The sequence below is a fragment of the Acidobacteriota bacterium genome (assembly GCA_026393675.1).
Classification (GTDB): Bacteria; Acidobacteriota; Vicinamibacteria; order Vicinamibacterales; family JAKQTR01; genus JBAXOX01.
The window spans coordinates 255,923-270,056 of sequence record JAPKZQ010000015.1 but is presented as its reverse complement, the minus strand read 5'-3'; the positions used below and the strand labels follow the sequence as shown (position 1 = coordinate 270,056).

Annotated in this window: 11 protein-coding genes; 3 read left to right on the top strand and 8 right to left on the bottom strand. The window is 65.1% G+C overall.

Annotation, left to right across the window (positions count from 1 at the left end; all coding sequences use genetic code 11):
• Nucleotides 1-3: 3 nt before the first annotated feature.
• The 3 genes from NT151_05875 to ltaE all read right to left on the bottom strand — a co-directional run bounded on the left by NT151_05875 (nt 4) and on the right by ltaE (nt 1,981).
• Nucleotides 4-258, bottom strand: coding sequence for a hypothetical protein (locus tag NT151_05875; protein MCX6538449.1), 255 nt, complete (start codon nt 256-258; stop codon nt 4-6).
• Nucleotides 259-528: 270 nt separating this feature from the next.
• A complete protein-coding gene (locus NT151_05870) occupies nt 529-876 on the bottom strand; it encodes a PAS domain-containing protein (protein MCX6538448.1) in 348 nt (115 codons plus the stop codon).
• 55 nt (nt 877-931) lie between these two features.
• On the bottom strand, nt 932-1,981 hold the full coding sequence (gene ltaE / locus NT151_05865; protein MCX6538447.1) for a low-specificity L-threonine aldolase: 1,050 nt from the start codon (nt 1,979-1,981) through the stop codon (nt 932-934).
• Nucleotides 1,982-2,278: 297 nt separating this feature from the next.
• Between ltaE and NT151_05860 the strand changes: the two genes are divergently transcribed.
• The 3 genes from NT151_05860 (at nt 2,279) to NT151_05850 (ending at nt 6,883) form a co-directional block, all read left to right on the top strand.
• Nucleotides 2,279-3,982, top strand: coding sequence for a sensor histidine kinase (locus NT151_05860; protein ID MCX6538446.1), 1,704 nt, complete (start codon nt 2,279-2,281; stop codon nt 3,980-3,982).
• Nucleotides 3,982-4,620 carry a response regulator transcription factor gene (locus NT151_05855; GenBank protein MCX6538445.1) on the top strand — a complete coding sequence of 213 codons (639 nt, stop codon included), beginning with the start codon at nt 3,982-3,984 and terminating at the stop codon, nt 4,618-4,620. Before NT151_05860 ends, NT151_05855 begins: the two co-directional genes overlap by 1 nt.
• Before the next feature lie 175 nt (nt 4,621-4,795).
• Nucleotides 4,796-6,883 carry a hypothetical protein gene (locus NT151_05850; protein MCX6538444.1) on the top strand — a complete coding sequence of 696 codons (2,088 nt, stop codon included), beginning with the start codon at nt 4,796-4,798 and terminating at the stop codon, nt 6,881-6,883.
• Between the two features lie 131 nt (nt 6,884-7,014).
• On the opposite strand, the gene NT151_05845 is transcribed toward NT151_05850, so the two are convergent.
• From NT151_05845 to NT151_05825, 5 genes are all read right to left on the bottom strand, one after another.
• Nucleotides 7,015-10,122, bottom strand: coding sequence for a M14 family zinc carboxypeptidase (locus tag NT151_05845; protein ID MCX6538443.1), 3,108 nt, complete (start codon nt 10,120-10,122; stop codon nt 7,015-7,017).
• 15 nt (nt 10,123-10,137) lie between these two features.
• On the bottom strand, nt 10,138-11,709 hold the full coding sequence (locus NT151_05840) for a peptidase S10 (protein ID MCX6538442.1): 1,572 nt from the start codon (nt 11,707-11,709) through the stop codon (nt 10,138-10,140).
• A gap of 23 nt (nt 11,710-11,732) precedes the next feature.
• A complete protein-coding gene (locus NT151_05835; GenBank protein MCX6538441.1) occupies nt 11,733-12,050 on the bottom strand; it encodes a hypothetical protein in 318 nt (105 codons plus the stop codon).
• Nucleotides 12,051-12,077: 27 nt separating this feature from the next.
• On the bottom strand, nt 12,078-12,692 hold the full coding sequence (locus tag NT151_05830; GenBank protein ID MCX6538440.1) for a hypothetical protein: 615 nt from the start codon (nt 12,690-12,692) through the stop codon (nt 12,078-12,080).
• A 74-nt stretch (nt 12,693-12,766) separates the two neighbouring features.
• A complete protein-coding gene (locus tag NT151_05825; GenBank protein MCX6538439.1) occupies nt 12,767-14,068 on the bottom strand; it encodes a 4Fe-4S dicluster domain-containing protein in 1,302 nt (433 codons plus the stop codon).
• Between the last annotated feature and the right edge of the window lie 66 nt (nt 14,069-14,134).

Genomic DNA, 14,134 nt, shown 5'->3' with positions numbered 1-14,134 from the left:
GTGTCAGTTTGAAACTGCCGGACGCTCGGGAATGGGCTTCTTTCCACGAGGCCGTAAACCGAAGTCCATTCCGTGCTCGAAGTGACTTTCAATGCCTGCACGACTGAACGGGTGTTCCGGCTCGGGCAAAATGACCGAGCAGACGACCTCCTGGCCGGCAATCTGCGCAGTCAGAAACGCTTCCCCGGTCGGAAGCTCCGAGTACGTGAATTTCACGAGCTGGTCGCCTACACTCACCTTCGTCCATTCATCTTGCATGTCGCCGCCTTTTGGCCTCACGGACGTGCAGCTCTTCGAGGAGCGTCTGACGCACACGCCCGAAGTTGTAATACGTTGAGTATAGGCTCACCATCGCCGCGTGGTTCTCTGTTTTCTTAGCTTACTCGAGAAGGCATGGCCCATTCTGGCACGAACCGACCAGGCCGTCGAAGCCAGCGATTTTCAAACTGACCCACTACCCAAGATTCGTACGTTTCATGCGTATGGTGTGCCACGCCCACAGCTGGCAATCAAGCGTACCGGCCCGGATCAACCCTCGCGCACGAAGTGCGGCATCGGACTGGGCAATTCCAGCGACAACTCGACCACTCCCTGATACGCGCCGTGCTGGTACCACGGGGCCTGATAGATCAGCTTCCGCACACCGCGTTTCTCGATCGTGTACGCGTTGACGCGCGGCGCGGCCAGCAGGTCAGCCAGCCTCGTCCGCGCCTGCTCGGGATGGCAGTCGAGCATATTCCTGCCGATGAGCGCGCGCCCGCCGTCCGCCTCGAACGTGCGCGCCGACGTGTCGTTCATCGCCACGATAATGCCGTCGCGATCGCAGACCGTCACCGCACCTGGAAACTCGTTCACCCAGTCCATCGAAGGTGACATCAGATCCGACCTCTTTTCGCTGCGCGCCATTCAGAGGGCGCGATCAATGGCGCCCCTACGGCCGCAACCAGAGCTTCTGCATCACGCCAACGGCCGTCCGACAATCGGCCTCGCTGATGCCATAGTGCGTCACGACGCGGAGGCGGCCGCCGCCGAAGTCCGACACGAGCACGCCCTGTCCCCCGAGCGCCGTGGCAAACGCTTCGGCGCGCGCCACGCTCGGCAGGCGGAAGACGACGATGTTCGTGTCGACGCGTGGGGGATCGAGCACGATGCCCGGCAGCGCGGCGATCCCGTCGGCGAGGATGCGGGCATTCCGATGATCCTCTTCCAGCCGCCCGACCATGTCGGTCAACCCAACGATGCCCGGCGCCGCGATGACGCCAGCCTGCCGCATCCCGCCGCCCAGCACCTTGCGCATGCGGCGCGCCCGATCGACGAACTCCGCGGTGCCACAGATCATCGATCCGACCGGCGCAGCCAGCCCCTTCGACAGGCACAACTGCACCGACGACACGTACTGCGTCCAGGCCGTCACCGGCTTCCCCGCTGCGACGGAAGCATTGAACAGGCGTGCGCCGTCCAGGTGGATCGGCAGCCGGTGGCGCGCGGCAATCGTGGCCACCTCGGCGAAGTACTCGGGCGAGAGAATCGATCCCCCGCACCGATTGTGGGTGTTCTCGAGGCAGATCACGCCGGGCGGCGCGTGATGGTAGAAGTGGTAATTGTGCGCCGGCAGATGAATCGCCGCTTCGAGGGCGTCGAGCGGCATCGTGCCGTCGGCGTTGGTCCGAACCGGCTTGAGGACCAGGCCGCCGACCGCTGACGCCGAGCCGTTCTCGTAGTGGTAGATGTGGGATTCGTCGCCGACGATCACCTCGCGGCCGCGCTCGCAGTGGGCGAGCAACGACGCCAGGTTGCCCTGGGTGCCGCTCGTCACGAACAGCGCGGCGGCCTTCCCGGTGATCTCCGCCGCCAGATGCTCCAGTCGTTTGACGGTCGGATCCTCGCCGAACACATCGTCGCCGACCTCGGCCGTCAGCATCGCCTGCCGCATGGCGGGCGACGGCAGCGTCACAGTGTCACTTCGCAAATCGATTGGCATACATCCTCGGTGTGGTGATGGCGGTGCACCTGGGGCCAGGAGACACGCCGCTAATGATACGTCAGGCCGTGTCCGGAATCAGGCTCCATCGCCCGCTCTGCGATTGGCCTGACTGTTCGGCCTGCCAGAGCCAGTCCGGCGGCGCGACCGGGGCGCGCCCGGCCATGCGTGACAGAGCGCGCGCAACGTTGAGCGGCTGGAAGGAAGATGGCACACCTGTTAGACTGCCCGCGACAAACACACATGATCCCGAGAGCCCTGTCTGTCGCCCGTCCGCCGCAGTCCGACGGAGTCGCCGTGACCGATCATGTGGGCCTGTGGCCACAATCGCCAGCCGGCCGTGGTGAACACGTCGTCGCGGCCGGACGGATCCTGCTCGCCGTTCTTGGCCTGCTCGTCGTCTGGCTCGATCCACGCGCACCGGCCCGGCATGCTCCGGCCGCGTACGTGGTGATGGCGGCGTACGTGGTCTACTCGACAGCTATCCTGCTGGCCGTCTGGAAATCCAATCTCTCCATTCGCGTTGTCCAGATTGCCACACACGGGATCGACCTGGTCTTGTTCCTGCTCTTCATTTATCTGACCGAAGGGGGCACGAGCCCGTTTTTCGCCTACCTGACGTTTGCGATTCTGGCCGGGGCGGTCCGGTGGCAGTGGCGCGGAGCGCTGGCGACGGCTGCTGTGGCCCTGGTGGCGTACGTCGGTCTTGGCTTCTTCGCCGCCAACGTGCTGAAGGATCCTGCGTTCGACGTCAACCGGTTCATTCTGAGGAGTATGTACCTCGCTGTGCTCGCCTGTTTCGTGGCGTACCTCAGCGCCTACGAAGAGCGCGTGCGGGTGGAAATCAGAAAGCTCGCGGACTGGCCGAGGCCAGTGTCGCTCGATACCCCCGAACTGGTGAAGCACCTGCTTGGCCACGCGGCCCACATCCTGTCGGCTCCCCGCGTGCTGATGGTCTGGAACGAACCCGGACACGCGTCGCTGAGGGCGGCGTCCTGGTCGCCGGCGGAATGCTCGCTGGTGGATGCCCCATCCGACTGGGGTGACTCCGTCATTGATGAGCAACTGGCCGGCGTGGCCTTCGTGTGGACAAACACCTCTATGCAGGATCGTGTGCTGGTCTCGACGGCGGCCGGATTCCGTGAGTGGCGTGGCGCCCCCTTCGACAGCCGTTTCCTGGCCGACATCGCCGCGCGATCAGTGGTGGCCATCCCCCTGCCCAGCGAACGACTGGCAGGCTGGGTGTTCTATCTCGACAAGCGGCGCCCTACGTCCGACGATGTCGCGTTGGCCGCCATCAGCACGCGCGAAATTGCCACCACGCTCGACCATGCCGAGTTGCTCGCGCAATTGCGGGACGTCGCGGTCGAAGACGAGCGAACGCGGCTGGGCCGCGACCTGCACGATGGCTTGCTGCAATCGCTGACGGCCGCGCGGCTCCAGTTGCATCAACTGCGGCGGCACATCATGCCTGACTCGACAGCAGTCGAACAGAAACTCGAGGCGGCCGAGACGACGCTGGCCGCCAGCCAGCGGGAACTCCGTCTGCTCGTCACCCAGCTACGGCCACGTCCGCAGGCGGACGCCGTGCCTGAGCGTTTCGAGGAGGTCGTGTCGGATCTCGGTGAGCGTATGAAGCGCGAGTGGAACCTCGCGGTCACGGCCCGTGTGGAGCTGGCCTCTCCCCTCCCAGGGGACATGGCGCGCACCGCAGGCCTGATGATCCACGAAGCCCTGGCCAATGCCGCGCGCCACGGCGGCGCGACGACTGCGGACGTCCAGATTCATGGCGCGAACCGCGTGCTTACCCTGTCGGTCAGCGACAATGGTTGCGGTTTCGGTTTCGTTGGCCGCCGCACCGGATCCGAACTGGCGGAAGAGCATCTGGGCCCGGAGAGCCTGAGCGACCGCGTCGCGTCACTCCGAGGCACGCTGAGTGTCGACTCGCATCCGGCGGGCGCCTGCGTGGAGATGCGCATCCCGTACGAGGAGCCAGTCTGATGGCGGCCGTCACGTTGGTGCTGGCCGACGATCACCCGATCGTGCTTCACGGCCTCCAGGAGTTGTTCCGAGCGGAACCGGACTTCCGGGTCCTGGCCACGTGCGAGGACGGCGAGGCCTGCATCCAAGCCGTGAGAATCCACCGGCCGGATGTCCTGCTCCTTGATCTCCGGTTGCCGCGCATCGATGGCCTTGGCGTCCTCCGGACGCTCCGGACCGAGGGGCTTCGTACGCGAACGGTGCTGCTGACGGCGTTTGCCGATGAGCACGCGGTGGTCGAAGCGACACGCCTTGGCGTCAGCGGAATCGTCCTCAAGGACAGCAGCCACACGGCCCTGATCGACTGCGTTCGTCACGTCGCCACGGGCGGCGTGTGGTTTGACCGCGAGCTGCTGTCGACCGCCCTCGACCGCACGCTCAAACACGACGAGGCCCTCAGCCAGGCCACCGGCAGTTTGACCGCGCGGGAACTGGTCGTCGCCCGCATGGTCGCGGACGGGTGTCGCAACCGGGAGATCGCCGAACAGCTGCACATATCCGAGGGCACCGTCAAAGTTCATCTCCACAACGTCTACAAGAAACTGGCGCTCGACGGCCGGGTTGCGCTCATGCGGTACGTGCAGAAATTGGTTTCCTGACCGCTTGCTCCGGTATACCCAAAGATATAGAGACTCCCCCGTCTGGTAGATTCCGGCGTCTCCATTCTTCCAGTAGCGTTCCGTCATCGCGAATCGCACCGGGTGGCTCCCTGCAGGGTCACGCGGGCCGTTACCGGAGGAGTCTGACAACACCGCCACGGAGATGTCGTCGATCATGACAGACGGACTGAGTCGAACCGACCCATCCGGCCTCGGCGCACCGGATAGTTCGGCCGACCGACGCCTGCCCCGCCGGGCGTGGTATCGGCGCATCCTGCCGCTGGTCGGGTACATGGTGGTCGCCCTGGTCTTCACATGGCCGCTGCCCGCCCATCTCGGAACCCATCTCACCGGGTCGCCATCGGGAGACACTGGCGTCTATGTGTGGAACCTCTGGGTATTCGAGCACGAACTGCTGGAGAACATGCACTTTCCGTGGTTCACGTCGACCATCTTTTCGCTCGATCCTCACGCGGATCTCACGCTCCACAACTACACGATTTTTGCCGACCTGCTCGGTCTGCCCTTGATCCGGTTGGTGGGAGTTGTTGCCGCCTTCAATCTGATCTACCTGGCGTTGATTGTACTGACCGCATATGCGATGTACGTGCTCGCACGCGACGTGGCTGGAGACGGCATTGGAGCCTGGCTGGGTGGCCTGCTGTTTGCCGGCTGCCCCGCGCTGATTGCCAGAGGCACCGCGCATTTCAGCCTGGTTGCAGCCGCGCCGCTGCCGATCTTCGTCCTCCTGCTGCGCCGGACCGGACGCACAAGGCGTCGGCGCGACATGGCCGCGCTCGGGGCCACGCTGGCATGGGCCACGTACTGCGATCCCTACTACGGCGTCTACTGCCTGCTGCTCGGCGCCTGGCACCTGGCCGCGAATGTACTCGACGTCACACTGTCGAGGCCGCACGGGGAACGGCCCCGACTGGCCGTTCGGGCGCTCGACTTCTTGATCGCGGCGGTTGGTATCGTTTCCCTTGGCATTGCGGCGACCGGCGGCACCACCTTTTCGGTGGCTGGCCGGGCCGTGGGCTTGACATCCCTGCACACCCCGGTGTTGATCCTGACCGTGCTGGTCATGGCAAGGGCCGCCGTGACGTATGGGCCTCAGATCCACTGGCACGTGCCCGCAGGAATCTCTGCGCTCATCCGGTTGTCGCCGTACGGCATCCTGAGCTCTGCGCTGCTGCTCTCGCCGCTGCTCACTGCCCTGGCCATCCGGGTTTACGACGGACGGTACGTGACGCCGCGAGTTTTCTGGCGATCCAGCACACCCGGCGTCGACCTGCTCGCCTACCTCATGCCGAACCCCAATCACCCGTTCTTCCGCCCGTGGTTCGCCGATTGGCTGGCGACACGGGACGGCGGGTTCGTCGAGAACGTCGCCGCCATCCCGCTGGTCGCGCTCGTGGTGATCGGGTTCGCCGTATGGGCCGTTCGTGCTCGGGTGCCTGGGTACTGGCTTGGCTTGACGCTCGCCTCTGGCGCCGTCGCGCTTGGGCCGTTCGTTCACGTTGCCGGCATCAATCTCAGCATTCCGACGCCGTGGACCCTTCTGCGATACCTGCCCATCGTCGGCAGCGCACGAGCTCCAGCGAGGTTCTCGGTTTTGGTCATGATGGCGGTCGCCGTGTTGTTCGCGCTGGCACTGAGGGCAGTGACCGACCATTACCCGGCACGGCGACGCGTGATCCTGGCCGGCGTGTCGGCGCTGCTTCTGTTCGAACTCGTTCCGGCACCGCGCCCGCTCTACGGGGCCATCCCGTCGCCGGTCTACGACATCATCGCTGACGATCCGCGCGGGGTACGTGTCCTGGAACTCCCGTTCGGGGTGCGGGACGGGCTGTCGTCGGTGGGTAACTTCAACGCATCAGCGCAGTTCCATCAGACTCGTCATCACAAACCACTCATCGGCGGGTACCTCTCGCGGGTATCGACCGGGAGAGTCGATTCCATCCGCAGATTCCCCGTGCTTAGCGCATTGATGCTGCTCAGTCAGGACCAGACCGTTCCGCCAGAACTTGAACGGGCAGCCCGGCGGCAGGCTCGCGGTTTTGTCAGACGCGCCCGGCTCGGCTACGTCGTCGTCCGCCGCGGCCGGGCCTCACCAGCGTTGGTCGACTACGCGATTCGCGTGCTCGATCTCGAGCTGGTCGCTGAATGGGACACGCGCGTCCTCTACCGTCCTCGCCAGACGACCGGCGAGAACTGGTTTGCAGGCAACTCAACCGACGCCGGCGCCACAGTACTTCGGTGAGGCCCCTGCCGTGGCATAACGCGGATCAAGCGACGATGTGAACGATTCCCGGCGCCTCCCGGCTCAGACACCGCCCGGCGCCGAGGGCGCCGGGCGGTCCGTCGTGGGTCACGCCAATGAAGCGATCAGACTCAGCGATCCCCGGCTGGCGCGCCGGCGGCCTTCCGCCCGGCGTCGAGGTGATTCCAGTTGAGCATCGCGTTCAGCGCGAAGAAGAAACTGCCGTGCGTCTCGTAGCGCCAGAACGGCCGGACGCCAAACAGCACGAGATGTCCCTTGCCGAGCGGCGCGTCGACCAGCGCGGGGCGCCCCACCAGGTTTTCGCCGCCCACCAGCTCGCCTGAGAGCAGCAAATCATTGGGATCGGTTGGATACGACAGCAGCACGCGTGGAGGCGCGACAACTGCGGCCCCGCCGCCGAACCCGCCTCGTCCGCCACCGCGACCGCCTCGTCCGCCACGACCTTCAGCCCCCGCGGGCGCGGCTGCCGCCGGCGCCGCATCAAGCGTCGTCAATCGCGGCGGCGTTGCCATCGGCTGCAGATTGCCGCCACCCACTCCGGCCGGCAAGGTCCCGCCACGGCCGCCGCCGTCACCCCGTCCGCCGCCACCGCCGCCAAGAGCGAGCACCGGCCCGCCCTTGTACATCACGCCGATCGTGTTCTGGTCGTACCCATAGAGAATGGGGCTAGTCTTGTCGCCGATGAGCGCCTTGATCACCGACCCTGGCGCATAAAGACCGGAGGGCTGCTCGATCGTCACGCCCGGAACGAGACGGTATTCCGGAAACAGCGTCGCCGCGGTGCCCTCGGCAATGAGCACGCCGCCTTCCTGCACGAAGGCCTCGAGCGCCTTCAGCCCATCGCGTCCGAGACTGCCGCGCCGATCGTCGGTCGAATCGGGCGCCGTGCCGATGTTCGGCGTGAGATCGGTTTTCTTGTAGGGCAGCGGCGTCCCATCGGTGGGGATCTCGCCGCCATCCACCGTCACCGGGCCATTGGGATAGATGATCACGTCGTACTTCGCGCGAAGCCGTCCCTGCCGCAGCAGGTTGTCGCCGAAGTACGTGTAGGGCACCTTGATCTTGTCGAGTACCATCCGCACCCAGCCCTCGTCCTGCGTGCTGGACCACGAGTGGACATAGCCGATGCGCGGCACGTCGAGGTCGTGCGTGGGTACGCTGGGTGGTGTATCGGTGGCCCAGACCAGCAGGCCGTAATCGCGGATCTGCGGCTCGAGCAGCGCACGGTTGGCTGCAGGAATGATGAAGGCCCCGGCGCCGAAGTGGTGGCCTGCCAGATCGAAGGGCTGTTCGGCGGCCGTCATCCTGACCTTCGCGTTGGCAAACCTGAACGTCGCCAGCGCGCTGTCGGTTGTATGTTCGATGACGAACGTGCCGCCCGTGCCTGTGATGGTGCCCGCCGCCTTGAAGTCCGCCGTCGCCAGCGTCATCGGCTTGTCGAAGATGGCCTTGTCGTCCACGCGGAACGTTTGCACGTTGCGCAGGAGCGGCAGCGACCAGCCCGTGTCGTCGTAGGGCCGCGGATTCTGTTCGGGGTACCACTGCACGCCGAGCAACATGTCGGCCAAGCCTCCGTACGGCTGGTCGAGCCGGACGATGTAGTCGCCGGCGGCGACCTGGACCTTGCCGATCGTAAACGGCGCGGTCGCCGTGTGGATTTCGACCGCTTCGCGCCGCAGGAAGTTCATGAAATCGACAGCGTCAATACGCCGATGCTGCTGCGCGGGAATGACGTACGCATGGGGCGCGCGCGTCCGGCCCTGCTCCACCATCATCTTGTTCTTAAGGTAGTAGTTCTCGAGGAACATCTCGCGGTTTTTCGCCACCGCGTTCATCGCGATCAGGATGGCCGACTCCTGCATGTTGATGTTGGCGCGACCGCTCCACTGCACGCCCTCTGGCGGCACCGGATACGGCCGGTACCACTCGCGGCTCTGCCCGCCGCCGACGGATCGGCCACCGGCCGCGGCAGGGGCACCAGGCGCCTGAGTCGCTGGCGCAGCCGGAGCACCTGCCCGACCGCCCGCAGGTGTCGCCGCACCACCAGCGCGGCCACCGGCAGGTGGCGTCGCTCCCGTCGCCGCTGCGCCAGACGCGGCAGGTGCGCCTCCTCGCCCACCGCCGCCGCCGTAGCTCTGCGTTTCGTAGAACCGGCCAATCGAGTTGTGGCCGACGCCAATCCAGAACATGTAGTTGGGCACCCAGCCGTCGTAGTAGTTGTAGGTCCACACGCCGGGCACGCCGCGTTTGGTCATCTCCATGATCTCGGTCTCGGCGAGCCACCACCACTCGGTCACCTGGATGGGCGCCACGCTCGGGAAGTACGGGCCAGTGCCGGTCGAGGCGTAGAGCAGCGTCACCGATTCGTGCAGGTCGTGCATCACCTGCGGGTGCAAGTCGAGGAACGACTTGAGCATGTTCTGCGACAGGGCGAGACCTTTGCCGATGCCGTCGCGGTTGTTGTCGTGCGCCACGTACTTGCCCCAGTACGTCATCCCGGGCTGAGGCTGACCGGCGTCCGCCGCTCGCCGGTTGTCGACCTGCCGCTCGTGTCCATCAACCTCGGACACCGGCGTAATGACGACGATAATGTTGTTGCGGATCTGCTTGATGAAGGGTGTCTCCTCCACCGCCAGGCGGAAGGCCAGCTCCATGAGCATTTCGGGGCTGCCCGTCTCGGGCGAATGGATACTCCCGGTCGCGTAGTAGATCGGTTTGCCGGTCTGGATGAGCAGGCGGGCCTGTTCTTCGGAGAGCTTGCGCGGGTCGGTGAGCTGCGCGGTGATCCGCTTGTACTTGTCGAGCGACTTGATGGTCGCTTCGTCGGCAACGGCCAAAGCGACCACGGGGCGCCCTTCTTCTGTCTTGCCGATCTCCCACATCGTGGCGCGGGCGGTGGCCTTCACGAGGGCCTGATAATACGCGACGATGTCCTTGTGATACGTCAGGCGGCTGTTCTCGCCGGGCACGTAGCCCAGGAATTTCAGTGGCGACGGCACAGTCGCCGACACCGGCATGTGATCGACCAGTTCGGTCAGAATCCGTTTGTCCGGCGTGTTGTCCAGGATCCGCTTCGTGTAGTCGTCATCATTCTTCTGGACCGGCGACGCGCCGGGCCGTCCCTGCGGCGCCGCCGACTGCCCGTTGGCGCCAAAGACCAGCACACACGCCACGAGCACCATCAGCACGATTCCTGGCGTCCTTCGCACTCCATGCATGTCGATATCCCCCTGTCATTCCTTCGAGCCGGTTGCCGAGCGGATGAACGTCGCCAGGTCCTGCTTCAGCGCCTTGTGCGACGACGGCCGGATGTACATCATGTGCCCGGCCTCGTAGTAGCCAAACGAAACGCGGTCGGTCACCTGCCGATCAAACGCGAGGTGCGTGAAGTTGAATTCGGCGCCGCCAACGAAGGTCGCCATGTCGTAGTAACCGCAGGCCACGAAAACCTTGAGGAACGGGTTCCTCGCCATCGTGAGGCGCAACACGTCGGTGGTATCCATGTAGCGATTCTGGACGTAGGTCCAGGGCCGAACATTGCCCGATGTGGCGTAGTGCAGATCGGAATCCCACTTCAGCACGTTCTTGACGTAATCGGCGAAGAGCGCCGTGTACGGCCCCTGCAGGGCGGTGTTCGACGGGTCGAACTCTTGCCGCTCGCCGGCGGCGTCGGCATCGAGCGCCGTAAACCGGCCGTCCAGCCGGCCGACCATCAGCCGCTGGTCGCGCAGCAGCTCCTTGCGGAACCGCCCGGACTCAACGCGCAGATTGGCCGACAGGATGTACTTCGCCGACAGGCCCGTCAAGCGCGCGAGCCTGTCGGCCATCGCCTTCCGCTCGGTTTCGGCAAGCGTGTGGCCCCTTGTGAGCGCCGTCATGTATTCGCCGAACGCAAACGTCCGGGCCTCGTCGACAACCTGCTTGAGCGTCTTCTGCTGCAGATCGGGCGGCAACTTCTTGTGGTACCAGGCGGTGGCCGCAAACGTCTGGATCTGCGCGGCCCAGGCAATATCGTTGTCCGGCGCGGTCGACAGGGTCTGGTACGTCAGCAACGCCGAAACGAGCGCGATGCCGTTCAATTCGATCCCGTGGCGCGACTGGAGTTCCTGGGAGAGGCCGGCGGACCTGATGGTGCCGTAGCTCTCGCCGATCAGAAACCTGGGTGAGGGCCAGCGGTTGTACGCCCTCAGATATTCCGCGATGAACTCGCCGAACGCCCGGATGTCACCATCCTGCCCGTGGAACTGCGCGTTGTCCACGCCAGCCACGGCGCGGCTGTAGCCCGTATCAATCGCATCGACGAAGACGAGATCGGAGACGTCGATGAGCGAGTGTTCGTTGTCGACGAGTTTGTAGGGCGGTGCCGGTTGGAAGCCCTCATCGGCCATCTGCACGTGGCGGGGCGCAAACGATCCCATGTGCAGCCAGACGGTTGCCGATCCCGGGCCTCCGTTGTAGAGAAACGACACGGGCCGCGTCTTCGCGTCTTCGCCATCCTTCGTGTACGCCACGAAGAACATCCGCGCAGCGACCTTGCCGTCATCGAGGCGAATCGGCAAGGTGCCGGTGGTGGCCGTGTACTTGATGTCGCGCCCATCGAGGCGCAGCACGTGAGACGTCTGGGAGATCTTCTCTTCGTTCGGGCCCGCGACTTCGTTGCGCTGGGCCGGTTGTCCGGCCTCGCGCGTCGTCGGCTGCTGCGTCGCTGGCGCCCCGCCGGGCCGCTCTCTGCCCGGTTGCTGTGCGTGAACAGGTGCAAGAGCCAGCGCGAGCACCATCGCGAAACAGGCGCGCCACTTGAACATCGTCGTTCTCCCGCGAGTCTCCCCTACTTTTTGTTGGCCGCTTCGAGCGACGCGATGAGGGCCACGATGTCCCCGTCGGTCAGGTGCCGCTTCGCTTTGTCGAGCATCGTCTTGAAATGCGCGTATTCGCTGGCCTTGGCCGGGAACCCGATGTTGCCCTCAGGGCCGGTGGCATTGGCGATCGCCTTACCATCGGCGTCAACGATGGCAATCCACGGCAGCCCTTCGACTTTCGTCTGGTAGCGTTTTGCGAGATCGCCGGCGCCAGGCGCGCGATCCAGGTCAATCTTGACGCTGACGAATTCCTTCGCCAGCAGCGGTGCAACGTCCGTGGACGCCATCCAGGCGCCCAGCCTGTGGCACCACCCTCACCAGGGGGCCGCGAACCAGAGGAAGACCTCCTTGTCCTCGCGCTTCGCCTGGGCGACGGCCGACGTAAACACGGCGAGTGCCTCAGCAGGCGCCGGCGCCTGATACTTCGTCAGGAACGCCGCCAACTTCTTCCCATCGAGCGCGGCCGGATCCACCTCGTTCGCCATGTTCTTGCCCGACATCTGGGCAAGCACTGCGCCCTTGGCGTCAAGCACCGTGAAGTGGGGCAAGGCGCCGGCGGTCAGCGTCACGCCGAATGACTTGGCCAGGTCCAGGTTCTTGTCGAAATGGCCGACATCGACGTAGACAAGCTTGTAGTCATCTCTGATCTTGAGCGAAACGGCCGTGCTCCGTTGCTCTTGGAGGAACGTCGCGCACAACGCGTCGTCGTTGGCTCCCCAGTTGATGAGCACCCGGATGTCGTCCTCGGCAGCGGACTTGAGGGCGGCTGCAATCAGCGCCTTTGCGTCGGCGGTCTCGTTGTACAGCTTGCGCGGCGCGGGCGGGGCCTTCTGAACGATCGCGGGCGCCACCGTCGGCGGTGGCGGCTGGGCAGGCGGCGCTGTCTGACCGCTCATCGCCAGAACCAGCGATAACAGGAATAGGGTCATACGACTCCTCGTCGGGGGTGTTCAACTGGTCCGAATGTGGCGCAGCATAGCACAGCAGGCCATCCCGCGCAGGCTTACGACGGGCGCGGACTGGCCATGCCGCTCGCCGATTTCAATGCGCCAAGGAACCGCGAGCGCAGCGTCTCGCCAACCAGGGCCCTCTTGACCGGCGGCAGGCGCAGGAACGCGCCGACGAAGGCGCGCAGGAACTGGTGCGACAGCCGGTCGGGCTCGGCAAACAGCAGGTTCTGCAGCGTGCCCACTTCCAGGGCCTGCAGGATGATCCTCTCGAACGTCGACTCGGGGTACAACACGCGCTGCGGCCGGTGACGGAGCGTCATCGAGCGGGTCGTGCATGCGAGCGCACACACGCCGCACCCAAGGCAGATCGATTCGTCCACCACGGGCCGCGCCTTCTTCTTGCCCACCGGCTCGGCCAGCCGTTCGAAAGAAATCGCCTTAATCGGACAGGCCTTCTTGCACTTCAGGCAGCCGTCGCAGGTGGTGTCCTCGGCCTTCGCGAGGTAGTTGGATGTCACCACGGTGTGCGGGTAGCCGAACTGGCTGATGCCGAGCAGCATGTTGCAGCAGCATCCGCAACACAGGCACATGAAGCTCACGCCCTTCTGCACGTTGTCGGCGTTCATCACGAGCCCCATGTCCCTTGCCTGGGTCAACCGATCGAGCATCTCCTTCTTGTCGATGGGGCGCGCCAGCTTGCGGCGCACCAGGTAGTCGGCCGCCCCTCCCATTGAGGTGCACGTCTCCAGCGGCACCTCGCACCGCTTCAGCCCCGTGTGCGACTTTTCATGACGGCACGAACAGGTGCCCACCGCGAATTGCTTCTGCGACTCGACGATGGACACGGCTTTCTCGTAGTCGAGCACCTCGACGTGCTCCTCTGGTGCGACGGCCTGCTCGTGCGGCAGCGTGCGCATCAACTGCAATTGCTGCCCCGCGCCGAGGTTGGCCTGCCAGACACCGCCGTTCGACAGGTAGTCGTGAAACAGCCGGGCACACTCCTTGTGGTCGACGCCATCCCCGGTCCGCATCATCGTGAACTCGAAGATGCCGATGGCCAGCGGCGACGGGATATAGCGGTACCGGCCTCTCAGGTGGACGTCTGTGACCAGGCCCTTCAGGCACAGGGCTTCCAGCACCCGCTCCAGCGTGGCGCGGGCGTATCCGGTCGTCTGCTCGAGATGCTCGATCGTGGTAGGGCCGTACGGCATGCGGACGATGAGGTCTGCCTCCTCGGCCGAGTACAGCTCTTTCAGGATCGCGTGGAAGGTGTCGTTCCAGGGGGCCCTGAGTGTCAGCCCGTCAATCTTCCTGCCAAGTGCCCGATAGACGTCCTTGCCGACCAGGTGACCCATCGTGTTCCCTCTCGCTCGTCCCACACGTGATGCGGCGCCTGCCCCAAGAACCGCTACCAGCCGCGC